Source organism: Vibrio tasmaniensis (genome assembly GCF_024347635.1).
Classification (GTDB): domain Bacteria; phylum Pseudomonadota; class Gammaproteobacteria; order Enterobacterales; family Vibrionaceae; genus Vibrio; species Vibrio tasmaniensis.
The window spans coordinates 1519108-1541319 of sequence record NZ_AP025510.1; the positions used below are offsets into that span (position 1 = coordinate 1519108).

Sequence of the window (22212 nt, forward strand, 5' to 3'; positions counted from 1 at the left end):
GCATAGTTTCTGTTAGCACAAATGATATCGAAGATGTCTCATATTACGAAAAATCATCATTCAATGATCTTCTAAGCACTATCGTATTTATATCGCTTTGATTGATAAGAAATTTACAAAAGGTTGTTATAGTAGAGTGCGTTCGATACTCACAAGAGTCGCTATAGATATACTCAGTAGCGGCTTCGCTTCGAACGACAGACTAACACGCCATAACGAAGAGGCATCAATGACAGCATTACTAACCATTCCCACTCGAACATTAGGTTTCGACTACGATATTGAGATCCGAGATTGGTCTCAAAAGCTGGTCGGCTTTCATGTGTTTGAAGATGGTAGACGACCGCTTGATGGGGGGATTGGGCTGAGCCTCAACCTTGTTGAACAGTTTGATGTGAATGGTCGTTGGTTAGATTCGTTGCCGGCGCGTTATCGTGAAATTACTGACGACTTTCCAGAGTACCAATACCAGATGCTGTGGCTTGCAGCGAACACCTATGAAGCCGAGCAATTGCTTGAATTAAGGCCTGTTATTTTGGCTTTGATCTGCATGAAACACAGTGTCGATAACAAGAAAGCATTGCAACTGAGTCGTTTAGGGCAAAAGAAGGTCTTAGCTAAACTCGGCTTAGACAGTAGTAAAGCAACGCTCAAGTTTATCGACAAGTTAGAGCTTCATTACAACGTTGGTGATGAGCTTGACCACATTGTTCGCATTCTCGAGCCATTGCAAAGACGTGTACTTAAATTTAAGCATTACTCAAAAGTTGGGTACACAGCGCTGCGTTTGGACCAAGTTCATCCATTTCTAACCGGCAGTCGATTAGGGATTGCCATGGTTGAAGAGGGCAGGCTCAATGCCCCTTCAAAGATGGCGATGTTCCAAGACGCGATACTATTGGGTCAAGATTTGGAGATGGATGATCCACTGCGTGCTATCACAAGTCAAAACTCCTTTGCGATGTTTGAACAACTTCACGATCGATGGACAGAGCAACGTCAACTGCGCCGTTTAGAGGGTAACCGCCCAATGGATAGAGATATTCCTTATCCAGTCCCTTTGCTAGGGAACGACAACATCCATCCTCTTACCGATTACTACGACCTTGAACAAGAGGGCGTGGAACAAAAACATTGCATTGGCGTCTATCACAATCGAATCATGAGCGACCGCTATGTGGTATTCCGCATGTTCAAACCTCAGCGTTTAACCATAGGTCTCCGTCGTATCCCGAGCAAAGCGTTTCCGTTTGAGATTGACCAAATTTGCGGAAAACGAAATGCACCGCCATCGGAGTCGGCTCGCCAAGTCATCCATGACTGGTTAGAAGCGAGTAAGCAAAAGTATCCTAAGCAATAGCCATGAAGTAGAAGGAATACTGGATGTTTCAACAAGGCGATTTATGCCCGCATTGTGGTTTGATTATTGTGATGCCAACGGATTTGCAAGCGGAGTGCTTAGGGTGTGGCGAAGAGATTAATGAAGACCGTGCAGGTGGTTACGACGAAGAAGAGTAGCTTTATCTACACTGATATATATCAAGGCTAGGGTAGCCACGTTGCTGATTTCAAAGGATGGAAACAAATGCAAAAAGTAGTCTTCAGAAATTGCGATGAAAACTCACCTTATTGGAGTGAATTGGAACGTTTATTTCAAAGTGAATGGTCTGATTTCCAGTTTAAGGATACCTATAAAGAAAATGTACAACTCCCTCCAGTAATAGTAGTACTGCGAGATAATGTGGTCATTGGTGGATTGGCGTATTCCCACTTTCAGGAACCTCATCAAGTTCGGGATGTGGTGTGGATCAACGCAGTGTTTGTTGACCCTCTATGGCGCGGGCAAGGTATTGCGAGTGAATTGATTAAGCGTGGTGTCGCGCAAATGCCAGATTATTGTCGATCTCAATCATCGAAATATTCAACGTCTAACTTGTACGCCTACACGAATATTGCGCCTTTGTACCTTTCTCTCGGTTGGTTAATCGTTGATATCGAAACCGACCCAAACCATCATGTTGTGAGCGTTTCTTTTTAGGCTGAATATTCTGAAACAGCCTAACAGCCATGAAACTCTCTGCCTTCCTCATCTATCGATTTATAAGCGCATTTTCATAAACGTTTAAACTTCGTTACGACAAGATCTTGAATCAACTTCAGATTACCTCTTCCAAATTAAGCTTCTAACTCTTTAAAATATAGGGATAAACTAGTACGACATCCAGTTTAATCTAAATGAAAATCGTTTGTGTTTGCGTTTGTGCAAGTGTATAAAAGCGTGTCTGTTAATGATTTTATGAATATGTTCGTATTTCATTAATTCTTTAGTGAATGATGTGTTTTAAGGTTGAAGATATGCTCGAAGCAAAGGGACTCGGTTTTAGCGTAGGGGATAAGCAATTGCTCAAGACATTTAATGTGTCGTTTGAGCAAGGAAAAATCTACGCTTTGGTTGGGCATAACGGCTCGGGGAAATCGACCTTATTAAAGTTGTTAGCGAAGCAGCAGCGCGCTACTTCAGGCGATATTTTCTTGAAAGATAAAGCGGTCGCTAAATGGTCTGATAAGGACTTCGCACAGCAAATTGCTTACTTACCTCAACATTTACCTTCAACCGACAGTTTATCCGGCAAAGATCTCGTGAGCTTTGGTCGCTACCCTTGGCACGGCTTATTAGGTCGACTTTCAAGTAAAGATAAGCAATACGTTGAAGAGGCGATGCAACTTACCGACACAACGCAATACGCTGATCGTCTAGTGGATACCTTATCGGGTGGCGAACGCCAGCGTGTGTGGCTTGCGATGTTGTTGGCTCAACGCACCAAGTACCTTTTGCTTGATGAGCCGTTAGCAGCGCTCGATATCGGCCATCAGATTGAAATGCTGACATTGATTAAGCGATTAAGTGAAACCTTAAAGATTGGCGTGATCATCGTTATTCACGACATCAATATGGCTGCACGTTTCTGCGACCACATTATAGCCTTACATAGTGGCGAGCTATTAGTCGAAGGCGAGGTTGGTGAGGTGTTCAAGGAATCGACCTTGAAAGATATCTATGGTGTACCTATGCACATTACCCAACATTCTGCGGGTTACCCAGTCGCAATGCCTGGTGATTTGGAGCCAGCATGATGCTCAAACAGTCTTTGCAATCAATATTATATCGCTCGCATGTCACTCGTACTCTTATCTCAAGTGTCGTCATCTCGAGCTTGTTGGCATTTTCTTCAATTTCGTTAGCCAAGCAAGATACGCCTGAGATGAATGATGACGATCGACCTCGATTGGTTTCCATTGATTGGACTCACACTGAAACGCTTTTGGCGTTGGGCGTTACTCCGATTGCGGTAGCGCAAATACCCGATTACAACTCGTGGGTAAAGTCTCCTCAAATCCCCCCAATTGTTGCAGATGTTGGCTTACGAACACAGCCAAACCTTGAACGTATTCATGAACTCAAACCCGACAAAATATTACTCTCTCCAATGTTTTCAACGTTGGAGACTCAACTAAGCAAAATTGCCCCTGTCACGACCATTGGTTTGTACCGAAGTGGCGATGTCGATTGGTCAGCGTTAGAAACGGTTACTCGAAAGTTAGCAGAGGTCTCTGAAAAACGACCTCAAGCTGAAGTTTTGATTGAGGAAGCGAATGCTGAAATGGATCGTTTAGGGTCTCAGTTACCCAACAGTGCTCCTGCAATGCTGATGGTGCAATTTATGGATACCAATCACGTTCGCGTCTTTGGGGATAACAGCCTATACAAAGCTTCAGTAAACAAGATTGGTCTTGAGTCCGCATGGAAAGGACAGACAAACGCTTGGGGATACAGTTTAGTTGGGATCGATCAACTGATCGGTGTTGATGGGCAAATTGTGATTATTTCTCCAATGCCTGCTGGTACAGAAGAGAGCCTGAAACAAAATCAGTTTTGGCAATACATAGTGAAAGAGTCGGGCTATCCCGCGTTACAGGTGCCAGCGGTGTGGAGCTTCGGCGCGATACCTGCTGCAACACGCTTTGCAAGGTTCATTGTTTCTGAGTTGAACCAAGGAGACGTGTTATGAGAGTTCTTTCCTTTGGTGTTTTAACACTGTTAATGGTTTCTACATTGGTTCTAATTGGGCAACACTTATCTGTGTCTCAGTTCGGACTGAGCCGACTTTCTAGTTTGTGGAGCGTTGATTTTACTTCTCCAGACTCAGTGAAACTGCATTTAGCTTGGTGGCCGAGGTTATTCACCACGCTGTTATCTGGCGCAGCGCTCGCAGTGGCGGGTGTCTTGATGCAACAGGTGCTTAGAAACCCATTGGCATCGCCTTCGACTTTAGGTGTTGCGAGCGGTTCAAGCTTTGCGCTTATGTTGGCAACGCTTTATGCCCCTTGGCTTTTAGAGTGGTCTTATTCGTTGGTGGCACTTGCTGGTGGTGTTACTACGATTGGCTTGGTGTTTGCGTTGTCTTGGCGACGTGCGTTATCTCCAACCGTGGTGATTGTGTCTGGCTTGGTCGTGAACCTCTATTTTGGCGCTGTGAGTACTGTCTTGTTGATGATGAACCAAGACAAACTGAATGGCTTAATGATTTGGGGTGCTGGTTCATTGGTTCAAACTGGATGGGAAGATTTTCAGTATTTGGCTCCGCGCTTAGCGATTGCGACTCTGATGGCGTTTCTGTTCGTAAAACCACTGAGTTTGCTTCAGTTGTCAGAGCAGGGCGCTAAGAGCTTAGGTGTTTCGTTACCAAAATTGAGAGTCGGCTGTTTAGGGCTAGCCGTAATGTTGACGGCTTGGGTTGTCAGTGCTGTCGGTGTTATCGGATTCGTTGGTTTAGCAGCCCCTGCGTTAGCGCGCTTGATGGGTGTGCACCGTTTAGTTCCTAAGTTACTGGTATCTATGGTGTTAGGTGGCTTGCTGTTAAGCCTTACCGATCTGCTTATTCAACAGTTGCCGGGCATCATGTCGATGTTTATACCGACAGGCGCTGCAACGGCTGCATTGGGTGCGCCACTGTTGTTGTGGTTACTGCCCAAGTTATCAATGAAAAGCCAGTCACAAGCGCAAACTGTATTAACGCGTCATAACGAAGTTGCTTCGCGCTTAAATAGGCATTCAGTGGTATTGGCTAGCTTGTTTATTGTTTTGTCGCTGGTCGTGTTTAGTTTGTTCTCTGTACAAACTGAAGGTTGGCGTTGGTTACTTCAAACTCAAGACTGGGCAATGCTTGAATGGCGTTTACCTCGATTAACGGCAGCGGCATTGGCGGGCGGCATGTTGGCCGTCTCTGGTACGATCGTTCAGCGTTTGAGTGGCAACCCCATGGCCAGTCCTGAAGTGATTGGTATCAGTTCTGGTACGGCATTAGGTTTGATCATCGCAATCTTTGCTGGCTTTGGAAGCAGCGTGGTTGGCCTCTATGTCGGTGGCTTTATTGGCGCGGTCTGTACTTTGGGCATCATTGTCTTGCTTAACCAGAAGTCGGGCTTCCAACCGGAAAGAGTATTACTAACAGGCGTTGCGATAACGGCACTGATGAACGCTGTGCAAAGTTTTGTATTGGCAGGTGGCGACCCAAGAAGTTATCAAGTTCTGGCTTGGTTGGCAGGTTCAACGTATTACGTCACCGAAGCAACACTCGTTCCGTTACTGATATCTTCGGTTGTATTTATCTCGTTAGGTTTCCTCTGTGCGCGATGGTTGGATGTGTTGCCATTAGGGCAGGCGAGTGCGCAATCTCTTGGTATCAATGTATCAAAATCTCGAATTCTATTGCTGGTGCTGGTGGCATGTTTAACCGTGAGCGCAACATTGGTGGTGGGGCCATTAAGCTTTATTGGTTTGATGGCTCCACACATGGCGAGACTATTTGGTTATAGCCGTGCTAAAGAGCACCTGATCTGTTCTTCGTTAATTGGTATGGCACTGATGTTGTTCTCGGATTGGTTTGGTAGACAGTGGCTGTACCCGCAAGAGATCCCGGCAGGCTTGGTGGCTTCAATTATCGGTGGCATGTATCTGATGTGGGGTTTAAGACGGCTATAGCTTAGTTACTTGTAGTGACTTATAGCCATTACCGATAGCTCGTTAACGAGTATCAGCCGAATGAGTTTCTAGAGAATAGATCCAAGAGTAAAACATAGTAATCAGGTTGCTGCGTTGGGTCTATACGGGGTTATTTTACTCTTTTATTGATAATGATAATCACAATAATAACTAGTTGCTAATTTCAGCAAAGAAGCTGGCCGCATTATCAAAATGGATAACGGCAATCTTATTGAGTTGAGTAAAGGGAATTTAGCTCAAGCGCACCAAGCACTAGAAAGTGTTGTCGCTTGAGTTTTTAAGAGCCTAGTTAGGTTCAAGAGCAAATGATTTAAAAGTAAAAATCATTTGTTCTTTTTTGCAATTGGTTCATAGCCGTATTGAAGGAGAAATATATGAATCGGTACTTTATGCGCACCCCAACAGCACTTGCGGTCGCTTTAGTTATATCGTCAGGATTGGTTCAGGCAAAAGAGGATGAAACCGTTGTTGTTATTGGACAGCAACTTGAAGACATCTCGGTAGGTCCTGATTTTAGTTACGTAGGATTAAGCAGTCGAACAGCAACAAAAACAGACGTTGCGATAGGTGAAACACCTCGTGCGATCTCGATTGTGACCCGTGAGCAGATGGATGACCGAGCGTCGATCAGTATTGCTGATGCACTTCAGTACACACCAAGTATTCAAGCGAACTACTTTGGTGAAGATAATAAGCAAGATTGGTTTGTTATTCGTGGTTTTAAACAAGCAAACAGTGGTTTATATCAAGACGGAACACGCCTTTATTCGTCGGGTTTCTATAGTTGGCAAATCGACCCGTTTGGCTTGGAACGAGTAGAGATTTTACGTGGCCCGGGATCAGCGCTATACGGTCAAACCCCTCCGGGTGGTGTGATTAACGTTGTAAGTAAACGTCCACAATTTGATGGAGGATCCGGTCAATTTGCTGTTGAGGTGGGTACGGATGATCGTAAGCAAATTAGCTTAGACGTGAATTCTGAAGTTAATGACAAAATGGCATTTCGCCTGCAAGCACTTGGTCGAAAAAATGGCAGCCGTGTCGATGGTGTAGAAGCTGAACGCATTTTTATCGCTCCTTCTCTGGCTTACAAATTTACAGACGATACTAAAATTACGGTGCTAACTAGTTACCAAAAGGATGACTCTGACCCATACCTACAATTCTTACCGATGGAAGGGACGTTAACGTCAAATCCAAATGGAAAAATCAGTGATAGCAGGGCATTGGGAAATACAGGTTGGGAGACGTTTGAGCGTGAACAAATCTCGATAGGTTATGAATTTGAACATCACTTTAATGACCGTACCTACTTAATGCAGAACGTTCGTTATAGCCAAATGGACATTAACCTACGTCAAATGTATTACTCGCGGTATATTGGTGACACTGCTCTAGCACCTTACGACCCAACCCGTTCTTCTATTATCCGCCAAGCATCAACTGAAGAAGGAACATCCGACGCATTTAACATCGATAATCGTTTGATCCATAAATTTACAACGGGTTCGGTAGAACACACCTTGTTGACTGGTATTGATTACCAGAGCATCGATATTGATAGTAAAGATTACGCGGCTGATCCAATTATTGGTGACGGAAACAGTCTTCTACCTGTACCCGGTGTGGGAAATATTCCTAGCCCTATTTTTAACGTGTTCAATCCGTCATATAGCACAAATGTAGCTTTGTTGAATCCAACAACGTTTGCGCCACTTGATGAATCAGATCGTCAAACCACTAAAACGAAAAATAATCAATTAGGCCTCTATTTACAAGACCAAATGATGATTGCGGATAAGTGGGCAGTACAAATCGGTGTTCGTTACGACGATTCCCAAAACAAGACACATAACACGACTACTGGCGCCAAAACTAAGGTCGATAGCGAAGAGTGGACAACCAACTTCGGCGTTGCTTACCTGATGGATAGTGGTTTTACACCTTATGCGAGCTATGCTCAGTCGTTTAACCCCATTATTCAGCTTGACCAAAATGGTAATCCAGCGAAATCGGAACGTGGCGAGCAATATGAAGTGGGTTTGAAATATCAACCGGGTAGTTTTGACGGTTACTTCAACATTGCTGCGTTTGAAGTATCGAAAGAAAACTTAGCGCGTCAGGTTGCCGGTCAGCTAACGCAAATTGGTGAAGTTCGTAACCGGGGCCTTGAATTAGAAGCCGTTGCAAACGTGACTGAAGCATTAACTTTGATTGGTAACGTTTCATTCATCGATTCTGAAATAACGGAAGATGCTACAAGCAGCAATGTAGGAAATACGCCGTCACAAATTGCTGACCAACTGGCTTCTGCTTGGGCAAACTATCGTTTCCTAAATGGTCCATTAGATGGCTTAACGATTGGTGCGGGTGCACGTTATGTTGGTGATTCTTACGCCGACAACACTGAGACGAACAAAGTGTCTTCTTACACATTGTTTGACGCAACATTGAGCTATCGTATTGAAGACTATAAGTTCCAAGTTGCAGCGAAAAACTTAGCAGACAAAGAGTACGTTGCGACGTGTGATTACTACTGTTTCTACGGTGATCGTCGTAACGTCATTGCAAGTGTAACGTACGACTGGTAAGACTTACCAATAAGCACTCAGCTTGTGGGCTGAGTGCTTTTATTAAGTTCATCATTTTTCTCTTTATTAACAATGTTTAATCCTGTTAAATTTTCGTTTGAAAAAGTGCTTATATCGCTTTTAAATCAAACAACTCGCTGTTGATTAAAACGATCTCTACGATTTATTGCACCAGTTGTTGAGCACCAAGCCTATATTGACTAGAATGACGCACTTTTTTTATTTACGTACATACAGGTAATGAACATGAGCGATACTAATTCAAGACCAGCTTTACCAGATCATCTAGCAGGTAACCCACGCAGCCCACACCACGTGGCTGAGTGTTTCGAATACCCAATCGGCATTCGTCTAAATGGTAAAGAGCGTACTGATGTTGAAGAGTACTGCATCAGCGAAGGTTGGGTTAAGATCCCTTCTCCTAAAGCGCTAGATCGTTTTGGCCAGCCAATGCTTATTACTCTTAAAGGCACAGTAGAAGCTTTCTACATCGAAGATTAATCACTTCGTGTAACTCGATAATGTCGATTACAAAACGCTGTTATATAGAAGGGTCTAGAGAAATCTAGGCCCTTTTTGTTTGTATTGATTTTGGCGAACTTCTTTAACCAATAGTCCAAACCACCTTCATAACTCCACAGATTTAACCAATATTGTCGTTATTCACTATTCACTATTCACTATTCACTATTCACTATTCACTATGCATTAGCAGGAATAACAAAGCTGTAGTTGGTTGATTCATGTTCGCTCGCTCTTCTAGGATTTATCCATACTCGAAAGTGCTGATGTTTAAATAAGCCGATACAAACGAAAATATGAAGCACAGTCTAATTAAATGATACTAAAATGCTGTATTTAAAGTTATTTTTTGTTAATGGCTATCTCTATCACAGAAATTAATCCTGAAGCACATACAATGCCCTGACTTTCGAATGAGCGCTTAATTTTTTCGTTCGAGCATTTTATTTCTATCGCCCAATACACATGAGGTTCCTATGTTTGGAATATTCAAACCTATGGCGCATATCGATCGCTTATCTACCGATAAGATCGATAGCACCTACACACGATTACGATGGCAGCTTTTTCTCGGCATCTTTGTTGGTTATGCGGGGTACTATTTAGTCCGCAAAAACTTCAGTTTGGCGATGCCATATCTTATTGAACAAGGGTACAGTCGAGGAGAACTCGGGGTTGCTTTGGCCGCAGTTTCCATTGCTTACGGTCTATCTAAATTTTTAATGGGTAGCGTTTCTGATCGCTCTAATCCTCGTTATTTCCTCAGTGGCGGCTTGTTAATGTCGGCGTTGGTCATGTTCTGCTTTGGTTTCATGCCATGGGCGACCGGTAGCATCACTGCGATGTTTATCCTGCTGTTCTTGAATGGTTGGTTTCAGGGCATGGGGTGGCCAGCTTGTGGGCGAACCATGGTTCACTGGTGGTCGCGTAAAGAACGTGGCGAGATAGTGTCGGTATGGAACGTTGCTCACAACGTTGGTGGCGGTTTGATTGGTCCAATGTTCTTATTGGGTCTTTGGGCTTTTAACGACGATTGGCGAACCGCTTTTTATGTTCCTGCATTTTTTGCCACTCTCGTTGCTATCTTTGTTTGGTTCACCGTAAGAGACACGCCTCAGTCTTGTGGCTTACCTCCGATTGAAGAACACAAAGACGATTACCCAGATGATTACGATAAGTCTCACGAGACAGAGATGACGGCTAAAGAAATCTTCTTTAAGTATGTATTCTCTAACAAGTTGTTGTGGTCAATTGCTATCGCGAACGCGTTTGTTTATTTGATTCGTTACGGTGTACTCGATTGGGCCCCAGTTTACTTAAAAGAAGCGAAAGACTTCTCAGTAGATAAATCGTCTTGGGCTTACTTCCTGTATGAGTGGGCAGGTATTCCTGGTACGTTATTGTGTGGTTGGATTTCAGATAAATTGTTCAAAGGTCGACGCGCTCCAGCAGGGATCCTGTTCATGGTACTCGTAACTGTCGCAGTGTTGGTGTACTGGTTGAACCCTGCGGGTAACCCAACGGTCGATATGTTGGCACTGATTGCGATTGGCTTCCTTATTTATGGTCCAGTAATGCTAATCGGCTTGTATGCACTTGAACTTGCACCAAAGAAAGCGGCAGGCACAGCGGCTGGCTTAACGGGTCTATTTGGTTACTTAGGTGGAGCAGTTGCTGCCAATGCCGTGCTTGGTTTCATGGTTGACCATTACGGTTGGGATGGTGGTTTCATTATCTTGGTCGGTGCTTGTGTCGCTTCAATAATTTGTCTGGTATACGCGTTCTTAGGTGAGCGTGCGCACCACAAACAAAAAGAACTCGAACAACAAAAAGAAGCGTTAACTCAGTAGTTTACTAATTAGAAAACGTCATACTAATAGACAGCAGAGGCAGGTATATCCTGCTTCTGCTTTATTTGGTATCTAATAACAAACATTCCCACGCATATTCTTCTTTCTCACCCCACATTTTCATATTCACTCAGTTTACAGCAATAACGCAGCTTGATAGGTTACTTCCAGTGCTGTCAAATGCTTAATCTATAAGAATTTATCGACTCGACCTTATATTGAATTTGGAAAGATTATGGAAGAAAGAAGCAAAGCTTATCTCGATAGCTACCTCAATACATTGTTAGCAGACGTTGCCTCGCAATACACCTCCTTTAGTGCAGATTATTACTGCGCCGACGAATACAACGCCAACTTGTGTGCGCAATTAATATTGAAAGGCGAAAAGCAGGCGTCTTGCAGCCTAGAGTATTGGTACAGCCATGAAGATGAAGTGATGCCTATTGTCGGACACTTACAAGTCGTTACCGATTGGGACGGCAAGCCTGTCTGTATTGTTGAGATTACCTCTGTTTCCTCGTGTCCATACAATGAAGTCACCGCTGAGTTTGCTGCCGCTGAAGGTGAGGGAGACAAAACTCTTGAGTGGTGGAGAGAAGCGCACTGGAACTTTTTCTCTCGTGAATGTGAAGAACTCAAGATAAACCCGAGTGAAGACATGATGCTGATACTTGAGCGTTTCAAAGTGGTTCATCAATAGTGAAGTCACCGTGAGTGTCATGTTGAATCCCAAGGCATGGCACTTAAACCTAAATTTGACCAACGCCAGATAATTAATAATCACAAGGAGAGTGATATGAAAATAGCGATATTGGATGACTACCAGAACGTCGTTAAATCCCTCGATTGCTTCAACAAACTCATACAACACGATGTCACTGTATTTACCGAGACTTATTCAGGGCAAGATCTTGTCGATAAGTTGATCTCGTTTGAAGCCATTGTGCTTATTCGTGAAAGAACCGAGATCACCGAATCCCTGTTATCACAACTCCCGAACCTCAAACTGATTAGCCAGACGGGCAAAGTGAGTAACCATATCGACCCGCAAATGTGCGGACGATTTGGTGTGACCGTTTTAGAAGGTCGAGGCTCGCCAGTTGCACCCTCTGAATTATGCTGGGCGCTGATTATGGCTGCATCGCGCCATATTCCAACTTATGCTTCAAATCTTAAACAGAATCAGTGGCAGGATTCTGGCTCATTAGGGTTAGGTCGAACTTTGAAAGGGCTAAAGCTTGGCATTTGGGGCTACGGAAAAATCGGTAAATGCATTGCACAATATGCCAAAGCATTTGGGATGTCTGTCGTAGTGTGGGGAAGCCAGCAATCAAGACTCCAAGCGCAGGCTGACGGATTTGAAGCATCAGCAACCAAAGAAGACTTCTTTCGAGATGTTGATGTGCTCTCTTTGCACTTACGTTTGAACGATGCGACGAAAGGATGTGTTACAGCATACGACCTAAGCTTGATGAAGCCGGACTCACTGTTTGTGAACATCAGTCGTGCCGAGTTAGTCGAACCGATGGCCTTGTATCATGAACTACGCGAGATGCCGACCAAAACAGCCGCTATTGATGTGTTCGATTGTGAGCCAGTAACAACAGACGCCGAACCTCTATTATCCTTACCTAACGTTACGGCAACTCCACATTTAGGCTATGTTGAACAAACTAGCTACGAACTCTACTTCGATATCGCCTTCGACAACATTGTGTCCTATCAAAGAGATGCCTTATAAAGGCGCGATGGCTTTTAAAGGTGCGGTGGCTAATGCAGGAGGCAAGATGACAAAGCTAATCGAATTAACAGAAATAGTCTTATTCGACTGGGGCAATACGCTGATGGTCGATTTCCCAGAAGCACAAGGGAAAATGTGTGACTGGGAAACCGTACAAGAAGTGAGGGGTGCTCGCACATTACTTGCTGAACTATCGAGAACTCATCAAGTCTATGTTGCCACCAATGCTGGTGATTCTAGTGAAGACGACATCATTCGAGCCTTTGAGCGTGTTGGCCTTTCTCAATATATCTTGGGTTACTTTTGTAAGGCGAGCATTGGCTTTTCTAAGTTCGATTCGGGCTTTTATCCGGCCACCATTTCTAAACTCGGTGTTGCACCACAAGATATCACCATGGTAGGTGACACCTTAGACAAAGATATTTACCCAGCACTTGAAGCGGGTTTGAAAGCGGTGTGGTTGAACACAGAAGGCACTGCTCTTAAGTCAGGGCATCCGAATATCGTACAAGTTCAAAGCCTAAGCGAACTATTGGAGAAGTACCATGGATGATCACTCTGAGATCTGGCGTCAGTATTACCAAAAAGCACTAAGCAAACCTCATTTAAAGAGAACTGAGTACGCAATTAAACTGAATGAGTCAGGCTTAAATGTTGCGATTGATTGTGGTTGTGGAACAGGTAGTGACATCGCCTTTTTAGAACAGCAAGCGTATCAAGTGTATGGCTTCGACGTTAATCCTGATTCGATTGCACTATGTCGGGATCGTTTTGGTCGCAAATCTTTGGTCGAGATATCTGAAAGTGGATTTGAACACTATGATTTCCCGAAATCTGGCGTAGTGATTGCTAATTCGAGTCTGTTTTTTGCTGACCCAACCCGTTTTGACGAGGTTTGGCACAATATTGAAAACTGTCTTGAAGTGGGAGGCGTGTTCGCGGGCGATTTCATGGGCGTCGATGACAGTTGGGCACATGGCTATCGAACCCCAACAACGGCATTAACAAAAGCCAAAGTACTTAGCTTATTCAACGACTTTGAGATAGTACGATTCCATGAGCGAGACGAACAAGCACTCACGTCGTTGGGTAGGATGAAGCATTGGCATACTTACTCTGTCGTTGCGATTAAGCGTCGTTAAATGGTCAGTAACTTAAACTCGTTTGGATGCTTGTCCGTTTTGACGCAAGCCTCTCATCTCTTTGCTGTTTAATCTTCTAAGCTAACTTTAGTTTCCACTATGAGGGCTAGGTTATGAGTATCGAACGTCATGGAATATCTGTTGGCATTGAACGTGTTAGCGGTGAAACCATTGTTGTGTTTAGAGCGAAAGGCAAACTCACACACGATGACTATCAAGCAATGATGCCAATTCTAAATACCACACTAGAAGAACTCGATTCATCCGAACTCAAGATGCTTGTCGACATCTCCACTTTAACGGGGTGGGAGTTGCGTGCTGCTTGGGATGATTTCAAATTGGGATTAGAGCTCAATTCGAAGATAGACAAAATCGCGATTTATGGTGATAAAAGCTGGCAAGAATTCGCTTCAAAAGTAGGGAACTGGTTTGTGTCTGGTGAGATAAAATCATTCGAAGACCATGACTCTGCGCTTAAGTGGCTAGTCGATTGAGACTATTCGCGGGCAGCTAGAGAGCAGTTCGTAAACATCGCCAATGACAGTTGATGAGCATTGTCTCGAACGCTGTCATTTTTCGTTTTGGTGATGATATTTCCTATTCGATTCAATAGAGTATATTCATTGCAGCGTGTAACATACGCAGGCTTTGTTTGGTCGCGACTAATGGTGTGGCTAGATTCAGTAATAACGAGAATTAAAACAGAATAAGGTCTAACGACATGCATAAGGTAATTGATAAGCTGGCTTGGATATTCATTAAAGACGGCAAGTTGTTGATGGTGAGATCAAAAGGCAAAGAACTGTTCTACCTACCGGGTGGTAAGCGTGAAGCTGGCGAAAGTGACGAACAAGCACTGGTTCGCGAAATCAAAGAAGAGATCTCGGTCGACTTAGTGTCAGACTCCATCAAATACGTTGAGACCTTTACAGGCCAAGCTGATGGCAAAGCGGAAGGCGTATCGGTACAATTGACGTGTTATCTTGCTGATTATATGGGCGAACTGTCTCCAGATGCTGAAATCGAAGAGCTTAAATTTGTGGATGGCAACGACAGAGCGGTATGTTCATTGGCGGCACTGGTTGCGCTTGATTGGTTAGAAGCGAACCAGTATTTGGCTTAAGGTTTTAGCGGCTATTAGCTGTATTAGTGCATATTAGCTAATGCTGAAAATTGATCTTCAAAAGATCATCGCTTACGAATAGCTTGAAGGGCGGCTGTCTTTCATCAACAGGTCGAGTTTCCTTTGAGCTTTCTTCGTGTCTTGTAAATCCACCACCTCAATCATTTCACACTCATCTCGTACCATCTCATTAATTAGGCTGGGATAGTGTCTGCAATCTTCTGGTCGGTCTAAGTAAATACTACAGGTGTACTTGGCTTGAGCTTTGGTGTCTTTCGTCGGAACCAGCTCCAGAAAAGGGCAGCGAGTTAAACGTTTGCCAGATTCAGGGTCAAACCATATCTCGCTTCCTCGAACATATTCAAAGATGTCTGGGTTGAACAACTCCCATAAATCAATCTCTTCTTTCGTTGCGGCAAGGTCACCATCTCCGTATTTGATACAGCATTTCCCGCATTGATTACAATTTTTCATTAGTGACTTCATTGGTTGGTGAGCTTTTATCATTTTACCACTGATAGGCGTGGCACGTTGACTTTGTTGTTCATGGTTAAACGGTTTCGGGAAGGAGCCTAAAATAGAAGTACTTAATATTACTTTAACTAGCTAACACCACTCCAATCAAGGCTGTAAACAGTGATACAATTTGCGCCAAGCAAGTTATTAAAATAAAGGCATACTAATGAGAACCGTATACACCACTGAAGGCGACATCAACGCAAAGAAACAGAAAGACGCTTACCCAAAGTTGGCGCTATGTGATAACTGCGTTCGAGACTATGTGGTGATTGCTCAAGGCGAACGTACCTACAAGCCATGCGCAAAATGTGGTGCCGACGATTAATGCGCCTTGATAAATACCTATGCAAAAGCACTGACCTAACTAAGCCTGAAGCGATTGACCGCATCCATAATGGCGAGGTGAACGTAAACTGCGAGATTGTCACCGATGAATCGACTCAGGTTCATGAAAGCAACACCATCTTGTTAAATGGGACGCAGCTTGAGTTACGTGAATTTCGATACCTCTTAATGCACAAGCCAGCGGGTACTATTTGCTCCAATATCGATGAGGTTTATCCTTCGCTGTTCAACTACATCGAGATAGACAAAGCATCAGAACTGCACATCGCAGGGCGCTTAGATGCAGACACAACAGGCTTAGTTTTGATTACCGATGATGGGCGATGGTCATTCAATATCACGTTACCTACTAAGTCATGTAAGAAGGTGTATCGCGTGACATTGTCACGAGAGATCAAAGACGATGTCACTGATAAGTTCAAAGCGGGTATTCAATTGCAGGGCGAGCAAAAGCTGACACGTCCGGCAGAGCTTGAAGTGATTACCAGTAAAGAAGTGCTGTTGACCATTACAGAGGGTAAGTTTCATCAAGTAAAACGAATGTTTGCAGCGGTAGGTAACCGAGTGGTTGGCCTTCATCGCGAACAGATTGGTGATGTTGGCTTAGATGTTGAAGCAGGTCAGTGGCGTTATTTAACTAAAGCCGAGGTCGACTCATTTCAGCAAGACTCTGAATAAACGCTGTAACCACTTAAAGCGTTAAGCGAGTTAGCACCAGAACATCAACACTATAAGGATATAAGATGGAAAACCTAAAAGTCTCAGAAATTAAGTCTTTCGTACCGGCGAAAGACTTCGATTTATCTAAGCGTTTTTACCAGTCAATCGGCTTCGAAGTGATGTCTGAATTTCACGATATCGCCTATCTACGTCACGGCAGTTGTGCCTTCCTTCTGCAAAACTTTTATGAACCTGCGCACTGTCACAATTACATGATGCACTTGCTGGTTGAAGACGTAAAAAGTTGGTATCAACACATCCAAAACTCTAATGTAGTGTCGGAATTTGAAGTTACCGTTTCCGAGGTTGTTGAGCAGCCTTGGGGAATGCTTGAGTTTTGTATAACCGACCCAAGTGGTGTGTTGTGGCGTGTGGCCGAAAACATTAGAACGCGCTAATTCATCCAACTTGCATTAAGGCCAGTGAAAACTTCAAATTATCCATCTGTTTCTTTATTTATGCCGACACGAGGCAATGATCAAATAGGTTCAAACATGGATATAAAGGCGAAAATGCACAGCCAAGACGTTTACTACTGTGACGATAGGAGCTTGATGCCTACCTCATACCGGATTCGCTTCACTCACAGTTTTGCGAGCATTTCGTCACTTCTTAATGAGGCATTATCCTTCAGGGAGGAAATTCTTTGAAAGGATTCAGAATTAGTTCAAATCACAGTGATTTGGACCTTGATGTTATCTATCAGTTCATATCTCAAAGTTATTGGGCTTCTGGAATTCCTAGAGTGACTTTAGAGAAAGCAATCTCAAATTCATGGTGCTTTGGTGTGTTTGAGGAAAATGGAAATCAAGTTGGTTTCGCAAGACTCATCACAGATAAAGCTACATTTGCCTACTTGGCCGATGTCTTTGTTATTGATTGCTATAGAGGTAAAGGGTTGAGCAAATGGTTGATTAAGACAATTATTGAACATCGTGAAGTTCAGGGTTTAAGGCGGTTAATGCTGGCCACTAGGGATGCGCATGGCTTGTATTCGCAATATGGCTTTCGATCTGTTGAGAACCCAGAAATATTAATGCAAATTTGGCAGCCAAATGTGTACCACGATCCAGTGGAATAACACTCGATTCAAACAGACTGCCAGTTTCAACTCGGTTTGTGACTGGTTAAAAGAGTTACTTAATGTTGGTAATTACTTAGGTTACTATTTAGCTCAGTATTGATTTGATATACAAATTTTTGGACGAAGGTTATGAGAAAAATAATATTAAACATTGTCTTACTATCGGTGTTTGTTGCGTCTTTATTTCTAACAATTTCATCAGCAATAGACATTTCAAAAGAAGTGACAGTAAAGCTCCATGAGTTTGATTGGAGTGGTGTCTCCGGTGTAATGGACATGGTCATGGTTATTTTAACTTTCGTCTTACTGGTTGGACTGAAACAAGGTTCGAAGTCTATTGAGGAATCGACCCGAAGTCGGAATGCCGAATTGTTGAATTGGGCAATGGAAGAAATGTCAGCATTAAAACCTGCGATTAGGTTGGTGACTGACGCTCACAAAAGAGAGCCTTATAGTCAGGTAACGAGTGAAGTTAGTGTGGATTATGTATCGACATGGAGTAAAGAAGAATTACAAGCCGCTCAAGCCGTAAGTGTCGCGTTGCAGAGAATGGGGTACTTTGCTACTCATGATTTGGTATCAAAAAAACACTTTCTGAATCTTTGGGGGCCGTTATATCTATCATGTTGGTATTCACTCGAAGGCTGGGTCAAACATAAGCGACTTCAACTTGATGAACCCTTTGATATCGCTGATGGTGCTTACTCGAGATTGTACTTTGAAAAATACGCTATGTACTGTGAAGAAAAGTTACCGGCTTTGTTATTGAATAATACCAGGAAGCAGTTTGGCTTAGAGCCTATAGTTCAACCCAAAGCCCATATCAAGTTGGGCATAAAATTGAAAGCAAGGCTCACAGAAAAGGTTGATATATAACTATTCATCTCACAAGAATGAGGTGTAAATAATGGCCAGTTAGCGCAATTAACACATGAACGTACAGAGTGTGCACAACTATTACTGGCGGCTAAAGCTGTAACCAAAGTGAGAAAGATCAGTTGGGCAAGAATTTGAGTCAGTAAATGGTTCGATGGCCGCTAGAATTGAACAACTTAACCTCAAACTACCAATTAGTTATTCCTTTGAAGCGACTGAGTCTATTAGTGAATATATTGAAAATCACATATAGTTGAGTTTAGTCTTTTTCGGCGTCTTAGCTTCAGTTAGTCGGCAGCGTCACGTCAATTTCTTTAGCAACCGGCGTGAAGTTAATTCTACCGAGCCGCAGGAATAGGTCTTTTTTTTAGAACTTGAACTCGAGGTCAACGTTATCTTTGAGTTAGGTTTATGTCATTGAACGACAAGCGTGCGTCACACCTTTATATGGCGTGATGATTAGTTCAAACATGGAGTGAAAATATGAAGTCAGATTTTTCTAAATTAGCGACAACCGATTACGGGAACATATTAAGTAACGACCATTTTATTAACTTTAGCATTCGTCCTCTTTGGCAGAATATACCGCGAATTTGTGGAGAAGCGTTTACTGTTCAGTTAACGTCTGGTGATAATTTAATGCTTCATTCGGCAATATACAAAGCACCCAAAGGGTCCATCCTTGTAGTGGATGGAGTTGATAGCCAGTATGCAGTCGCCGGCGGTAATGTATGCGCAGTCGCTAAGAGTCGAGGTATCAAAGGCTTTATTATTGATGGTGTCATTCGAGATTTGAGTGAAATTTCAGAGATGAAGTTTCCAGTTTTTGCGAAAGGAGTTCATCCAGTACCGGGAAAGAAGGAAATTTATTCTGAATTGGGTGCTCCAATCTCCTGCGGGGGAGCGAAGGTCTCTACGGGAGATATCATTGTTGCTGATCTAGAGGGTATTGTCGTTCTTCCTAAATCAAGAAAAGATGAGGTGTTCTTAAAGGCTTCAAAGAAAGCAAACGACGAAGCTTCACTAACACTTGCTGAGTGGGAAATAAACCATAGGGCTAAAATAGCCCAAGCATTAACTTCTGCGAAACAAAACTCTGAAAGCACTTTAAGCTGATTCGTGATGTGCGGCATTTTTCCCGATTAACAAACGTTAGACAATAACGAATCAATTCAAACATGGAGAAGAGAGTGAGCGTAAGGACTGCGACGAAAGAAGACTCAAGTGTTTTGTTAGAGTTTATTGAACAAAAAGCCGACTTTGACCGAAGTATGAAAGGGTTTAGCGGTGAAATTTCGACAACTATAGAGAAAATCGAATGCACACTATTTGGTGATTACGCATTTGCCCATGCTTTAATATTGGAACTGAATAGTGAGCCTTTAGGCTTCGCACTGTATCACTATCGATATTCATCCTTCAGTGGAGAGCCATCAATCTGGCTTGACGACCTATTGGTTACAGGAAATCAAAGATCAAAAGGGTATGGTCGTGAACTTATGCTGGCTTTAAAGTCACAAGCGGAGTCATCATTCGCCTCTCATATCTCATGGACGGCAAGTCCGCACAATAAGAAAGCGCATGAGTTCTATAAAAGGTTAGGTGCAGAGGTTGAGCGAATGGATGGTCAAAGGCCTTATTTTCGCTTGGCAGTGTGTGATTCGTGATTGAATCAAAAGGGAACTAAAAAATAACGACGCCGGCTATAAGATAAGATAGCAGCAAGTAAAAGTGTGTCCTTGAGGTTGATTTATATAGTTTACGAGATGATTATCAATACTTGGTATTTAACTCGATTTGGTGTCGGTGGTAAGTTTGCAAACCATCTCAGCATTGTAAGTCACTTAGCTGTAGGTTTTGTTAATTGGCAAGAATTAAGAATTAAGAATTAAGAATTAAGAATTAAGGATTACCTAAATGTTCAAGTGTCCAAATTGTGGGTTGTCGATTTCTATTAAAGAGAAATCGAAGTTGTATCCTTCTAAGCACATGACGTGTAAACAATGTTCTCAAGTCTTGAAGCCTTTTACGATTTATTACTATTCACTCTTCTTTGTTGCCTCTTTCTCGTTTTCGGCTTCAATGGATCACCTAGGACTTAACACTCTAGGAGCCGTGGTGTTTAGTTCTACATTGGCTTACTTGCTGTTAGTGTGTCAGCCAATAAAGAAAGTATCGAAATAGCCCTCTAGCATTAAAAGAAGATGAATAATCAGCGATAAAATAATGACATAGGTAAATCATGACACTACGAGTAGTTCCCGAGCTTTATTGTTTCGATATTAATGTGAGCAAATCCTTCTTTGTCGATGTGTTGGGATTTGATGTGAAATACGAGCGTCCTGGTGAGGAGTTTGCTTATCTAACGCTTGATGGTGTTGATGTGATGCTTGAAGGGATTGCGGGCAAAAGTCGAAAATGGCTTTCAGGTGATCTGGAGTTACCTTTAGGGCGTGGCATTAATTTTCAATGGGATGTTATCGACATCGAACCTCTATATCAGAGAGTTAACGAAAGCGCCGCTGATTCTATTTACTTAGCTTTAGAATCAAAATCTTATCAATGTGGAGAGTCCATAGCGATTCAGAAGCAGTTCATCGTTCAAACTCCAGATGGTTATCTCTTTAGGTTCTGCCAAGATATTCGTTGACCCCAAACCTTCTTAGCTACTCACTTATTACGAGAAGCACTGTTAACAAATCCGCGCATAAACAAGGAGAGTAAAGTGGTAAACATTCGGGAAATGGAAATATCAGACTACGACTCAGTGATCGCGTTATGGTGCCAAACAGAAGGCATGAGTATTCGTGATGCCGATTCGAAAGAAAGCATTGCGAGCTATTTAGACCGTAATGCCGGTCTGAGTTTTGTGGCTGAGAGTAACAACGAGATCATTGGCGCAGTGTTAGTCGGAACCGATGGACGTCGTGGGTATTTACAACACTTAGCTGTCTCGGCAAACTTCAGAGGGCAAAAGTTAGGTTGTAAGCTTGTCGCTGAGGCGGTCAACGCACTTGCAGGGTTGGGTATCCCTAAGACCCACTTGTTTGTCTATAGCGACAACATCAACGCTCAACAGTTTTACGAAAAATTAGGCTGGTTCCCGAGAGATGAAGTTCGAATGTACTCGTTTAATAGCTCGGATAATAGTAACGTTTAGCCTTAAAGATTCGTGCGGGCTGAGCTTGAACTTGCAACAGGTTCGCGCGCATACGTCTAATATCAAAACAATCCTTGGAGTATTTAGAAATGTTGTTTTCTAGTCTGTCTAAACCATTGGTTCATGGCTCCGAGTTATGTTCTAAGCTGCTCAATTTCTTAACCGAGAATAAGAGCGACTTCGAAGAAAAGTTAACCCCTGATCTGTCATACATAGATGATATGGCACATGTAGTGAACGGTATTACAATCAAAGACGTTCTACATATCAAATCGAATCAATACCGACTTCAATATTCGTTTGCTTGGGAGCTGTTTCTAGGTTGTTCAGATAGGAATGAAACCGGTGTAGAGAATGGAAGCGTTCCATTTACGCTCGAGGACGACAACGTTCTTAATATCAACTTCCCAAACTACGGTTCTCGAGATACGAGCGATGAGTTTTAGTCGGTTTAGCTTAGGGTTATAGAAAAGGA

The 22212-nt window shown here is 43.0% G+C and carries 26 protein-coding genes and 1 pseudogene; 26 read left to right on the forward strand and 1 reads right to left on the reverse strand.

Annotated features, from left to right (window positions below):
* Positions 1-229 precede the first annotated feature (229 nt).
* From OCV44_RS06945 to OCV44_RS07015, 15 genes are all read left to right on the forward strand, one after another.
* Entirely contained in the window at positions 230-1360 is a 1131-nt protein-coding gene (locus OCV44_RS06945) for a PcfJ domain-containing protein (protein ID WP_139683993.1), read from the forward strand.
* 23 nt (positions 1361-1383) lie between these two features.
* Positions 1384-1518 (forward strand): hypothetical protein, encoded by a 135-nt coding sequence (locus tag OCV44_RS06950; RefSeq protein ID WP_261900933.1) that lies wholly within the window; start codon positions 1384-1386, stop codon positions 1516-1518.
* A gap of 67 nt (positions 1519-1585) precedes the next feature.
* Positions 1586-2038, forward strand: coding sequence for a GNAT family N-acetyltransferase (locus OCV44_RS06955; RefSeq protein ID WP_139683992.1), 453 nt, complete (start codon positions 1586-1588; stop codon positions 2036-2038).
* 317 nt (positions 2039-2355) lie between these two features.
* Positions 2356-3135: an ABC transporter ATP-binding protein gene (locus OCV44_RS06960; protein ID WP_139683991.1), complete on the forward strand. Its 780-nt coding sequence runs from the start codon at positions 2356-2358 to the stop codon at positions 3133-3135.
* Positions 3132-4070, forward strand: a complete 939-nt coding sequence (locus OCV44_RS06965; protein ID WP_139683990.1) for an ABC transporter substrate-binding protein — start codon at positions 3132-3134, stop codon at positions 4068-4070. The genes OCV44_RS06960 and OCV44_RS06965 overlap by 4 nt, the downstream gene beginning before the upstream one ends.
* Positions 4067-6043, forward strand: a complete 1977-nt coding sequence (gene fhuB, locus OCV44_RS06970; RefSeq protein WP_139683989.1) for a Fe(3+)-hydroxamate ABC transporter permease FhuB — start codon at positions 4067-4069, stop codon at positions 6041-6043. The genes OCV44_RS06965 and fhuB overlap by 4 nt, the downstream gene beginning before the upstream one ends.
* A gap of 410 nt (positions 6044-6453) precedes the next feature.
* Complete coding sequence (locus OCV44_RS06975) at positions 6454-8655, forward strand: TonB-dependent siderophore receptor (RefSeq protein ID WP_139684051.1); 2202 nt, start codon at positions 6454-6456, stop codon at positions 8653-8655.
* Positions 8656-8901: 246 nt separating this feature from the next.
* Positions 8902-9156, forward strand: coding sequence for a DUF3297 family protein (locus OCV44_RS06980; protein WP_029223190.1), 255 nt, complete (start codon positions 8902-8904; stop codon positions 9154-9156).
* A 497-nt stretch (positions 9157-9653) separates the two neighbouring features.
* A complete protein-coding gene (gene glpT / locus OCV44_RS06985) occupies positions 9654-11027 on the forward strand; it encodes a glycerol-3-phosphate transporter (protein ID WP_139683988.1) in 1374 nt (457 codons plus the stop codon).
* Between the two features lie 235 nt (positions 11028-11262).
* Positions 11263-11727, forward strand: a complete 465-nt coding sequence (locus OCV44_RS06990) for an ASCH domain-containing protein (protein WP_139683987.1) — start codon at positions 11263-11265, stop codon at positions 11725-11727.
* A gap of 96 nt (positions 11728-11823) precedes the next feature.
* Positions 11824-12768, forward strand: a complete 945-nt coding sequence (locus OCV44_RS06995) for a D-2-hydroxyacid dehydrogenase family protein (RefSeq protein ID WP_139683986.1) — start codon at positions 11824-11826, stop codon at positions 12766-12768.
* Positions 12769-12814: 46 nt separating this feature from the next.
* Positions 12815-13321 carry an HAD family hydrolase gene (locus tag OCV44_RS07000; protein ID WP_139683985.1) on the forward strand — a complete coding sequence of 169 codons (507 nt, stop codon included), beginning with the start codon at positions 12815-12817 and terminating at the stop codon, positions 13319-13321.
* Positions 13314-13910: a class I SAM-dependent methyltransferase gene (locus OCV44_RS07005; RefSeq protein WP_139683984.1), complete on the forward strand. Its 597-nt coding sequence runs from the start codon at positions 13314-13316 to the stop codon at positions 13908-13910. Before OCV44_RS07000 ends, OCV44_RS07005 begins: the two co-directional genes overlap by 8 nt.
* Before the next feature lie 113 nt (positions 13911-14023).
* Positions 14024-14404, forward strand: coding sequence for a SpoIIAA family protein (locus tag OCV44_RS07010; RefSeq protein WP_139683983.1), 381 nt, complete (start codon positions 14024-14026; stop codon positions 14402-14404).
* Positions 14405-14631: 227 nt separating this feature from the next.
* Positions 14632-15033, forward strand: a complete 402-nt coding sequence (locus OCV44_RS07015; RefSeq protein ID WP_139683982.1) for an NUDIX hydrolase — start codon at positions 14632-14634, stop codon at positions 15031-15033.
* A gap of 72 nt (positions 15034-15105) precedes the next feature.
* On the opposite strand, the gene OCV44_RS07020 is transcribed toward OCV44_RS07015, so the two are convergent.
* Entirely contained in the window at positions 15106-15507 is a 402-nt protein-coding gene (locus OCV44_RS07020) for a YkgJ family cysteine cluster protein (protein WP_139683981.1), read from the reverse strand.
* Between the two features lie 208 nt (positions 15508-15715).
* On the opposite strand from OCV44_RS07020, the gene OCV44_RS07025 reads away from it, so the two are divergent.
* The 11 genes and pseudogenes from OCV44_RS07025 (at position 15716) to OCV44_RS07070 (ending at position 22183) form a co-directional block, all read left to right on the forward strand.
* Positions 15716-15877 (forward strand): hypothetical protein, encoded by a 162-nt coding sequence (locus tag OCV44_RS07025; RefSeq protein ID WP_012604036.1) that lies wholly within the window; start codon positions 15716-15718, stop codon positions 15875-15877.
* Positions 15850-16575, forward strand: coding sequence for a pseudouridine synthase (locus OCV44_RS07030; RefSeq protein WP_139683980.1), 726 nt, complete (start codon positions 15850-15852; stop codon positions 16573-16575). The genes OCV44_RS07025 and OCV44_RS07030 overlap by 28 nt, the downstream gene beginning before the upstream one ends.
* A gap of 65 nt (positions 16576-16640) precedes the next feature.
* A complete protein-coding gene (locus tag OCV44_RS07035) occupies positions 16641-17015 on the forward strand; it encodes a VOC family protein (RefSeq protein WP_139683979.1) in 375 nt (124 codons plus the stop codon).
* Between the two features lie 248 nt (positions 17016-17263).
* Positions 17264-17698, forward strand: a complete 435-nt coding sequence (locus tag OCV44_RS07040; protein ID WP_139683978.1) for a GNAT family N-acetyltransferase — start codon at positions 17264-17266, stop codon at positions 17696-17698.
* Positions 17699-17830: 132 nt separating this feature from the next.
* On the forward strand, positions 17831-18577 hold the full coding sequence (locus tag OCV44_RS07045) for a hypothetical protein (RefSeq protein ID WP_139683977.1): 747 nt from the start codon (positions 17831-17833) through the stop codon (positions 18575-18577).
* Positions 18578-18643: 66 nt separating this feature from the next.
* Positions 18644-18830: pseudogene (locus OCV44_RS22285) on the forward strand (NAD(P)-dependent oxidoreductase); the annotation flags it as partial.
* 230 nt (positions 18831-19060) lie between these two features.
* Positions 19061-19693: an RraA family protein gene (locus tag OCV44_RS07050; protein ID WP_139683976.1), complete on the forward strand. Its 633-nt coding sequence runs from the start codon at positions 19061-19063 to the stop codon at positions 19691-19693.
* 62 nt (positions 19694-19755) lie between these two features.
* Positions 19756-20244 (forward strand): GNAT family N-acetyltransferase, encoded by a 489-nt coding sequence (locus tag OCV44_RS07055; RefSeq protein ID WP_139683975.1) that lies wholly within the window; start codon positions 19756-19758, stop codon positions 20242-20244.
* Positions 20245-20819: 575 nt separating this feature from the next.
* Positions 20820-21227 carry a bleomycin resistance protein gene (locus OCV44_RS07060; protein ID WP_139683973.1) on the forward strand — a complete coding sequence of 136 codons (408 nt, stop codon included), beginning with the start codon at positions 20820-20822 and terminating at the stop codon, positions 21225-21227.
* Between the two features lie 75 nt (positions 21228-21302).
* On the forward strand, positions 21303-21737 hold the full coding sequence (locus OCV44_RS07065; protein ID WP_139683972.1) for a GNAT family N-acetyltransferase: 435 nt from the start codon (positions 21303-21305) through the stop codon (positions 21735-21737).
* A gap of 89 nt (positions 21738-21826) precedes the next feature.
* Positions 21827-22183 (forward strand): hypothetical protein, encoded by a 357-nt coding sequence (locus OCV44_RS07070; protein WP_139683971.1) that lies wholly within the window; start codon positions 21827-21829, stop codon positions 22181-22183.
* The last annotated feature ends 29 nt before the right edge of the window (positions 22184-22212 follow it).

Coding starts and splice junctions, on each gene's coding strand:
- OCV44_RS07010 (WP_139683983.1), top strand. CDS start 14,024: ATGAGTATCGAACGTCATGGAATATCTGTTGGCATTGAACGTGTTAGC.
- OCV44_RS06990 (WP_139683987.1), top strand. CDS start 11,263: ATGGAAGAAAGAAGCAAAGCTTATCTCGATAGCTACCTCAATACATTG.
- OCV44_RS07030 (WP_139683980.1), top strand. CDS start 15,850: ATGCGCAAAATGTGGTGCCGACGATTAATGCGCCTTGATAAATACCTA.
- OCV44_RS07050 (WP_139683976.1), top strand. CDS start 19,061: ATGAAGTCAGATTTTTCTAAATTAGCGACAACCGATTACGGGAACATA.
- OCV44_RS06995 (WP_139683986.1), top strand. CDS start 11,824: ATGAAAATAGCGATATTGGATGACTACCAGAACGTCGTTAAATCCCTC.
- OCV44_RS07035 (WP_139683979.1), top strand. CDS start 16,641: ATGGAAAACCTAAAAGTCTCAGAAATTAAGTCTTTCGTACCGGCGAAA.
- OCV44_RS07045 (WP_139683977.1), top strand. CDS start 17,831: ATGAGAAAAATAATATTAAACATTGTCTTACTATCGGTGTTTGTTGCG.
- fhuB (WP_139683989.1), top strand. CDS start 4,067: ATGAGAGTTCTTTCCTTTGGTGTTTTAACACTGTTAATGGTTTCTACA.
- OCV44_RS07025 (WP_012604036.1), top strand. CDS start 15,716: ATGAGAACCGTATACACCACTGAAGGCGACATCAACGCAAAGAAACAG.
- OCV44_RS06945 (WP_139683993.1), top strand. CDS start 230: ATGACAGCATTACTAACCATTCCCACTCGAACATTAGGTTTCGACTAC.
- OCV44_RS07070 (WP_139683971.1), top strand. CDS start 21,827: ATGTTGTTTTCTAGTCTGTCTAAACCATTGGTTCATGGCTCCGAGTTA.
- OCV44_RS06955 (WP_139683992.1), top strand. CDS start 1,586: ATGCAAAAAGTAGTCTTCAGAAATTGCGATGAAAACTCACCTTATTGG.
- OCV44_RS07060 (WP_139683973.1), top strand. CDS start 20,820: ATGACACTACGAGTAGTTCCCGAGCTTTATTGTTTCGATATTAATGTG.
- OCV44_RS07020 (WP_139683981.1), bottom strand. CDS start 15,507: ATGAAAAATTGTAATCAATGCGGGAAATGCTGTATCAAATACGGAGAT.
- OCV44_RS06965 (WP_139683990.1), top strand. CDS start 3,132: ATGATGCTCAAACAGTCTTTGCAATCAATATTATATCGCTCGCATGTC.
- OCV44_RS07005 (WP_139683984.1), top strand. CDS start 13,314: ATGGATGATCACTCTGAGATCTGGCGTCAGTATTACCAAAAAGCACTA.
- OCV44_RS06950 (WP_261900933.1), top strand. CDS start 1,384: ATGTTTCAACAAGGCGATTTATGCCCGCATTGTGGTTTGATTATTGTG.
- OCV44_RS07015 (WP_139683982.1), top strand. CDS start 14,632: ATGCATAAGGTAATTGATAAGCTGGCTTGGATATTCATTAAAGACGGC.
- OCV44_RS07000 (WP_139683985.1), top strand. CDS start 12,815: ATGACAAAGCTAATCGAATTAACAGAAATAGTCTTATTCGACTGGGGC.
- OCV44_RS06980 (WP_029223190.1), top strand. CDS start 8,902: ATGAGCGATACTAATTCAAGACCAGCTTTACCAGATCATCTAGCAGGT.
- OCV44_RS06975 (WP_139684051.1), top strand. CDS start 6,454: ATGCGCACCCCAACAGCACTTGCGGTCGCTTTAGTTATATCGTCAGGA.
- OCV44_RS07055 (WP_139683975.1), top strand. CDS start 19,756: ATGGAGAAGAGAGTGAGCGTAAGGACTGCGACGAAAGAAGACTCAAGT.
- glpT (WP_139683988.1), top strand. CDS start 9,654: ATGTTTGGAATATTCAAACCTATGGCGCATATCGATCGCTTATCTACC.
- OCV44_RS06960 (WP_139683991.1), top strand. CDS start 2,356: ATGCTCGAAGCAAAGGGACTCGGTTTTAGCGTAGGGGATAAGCAATTG.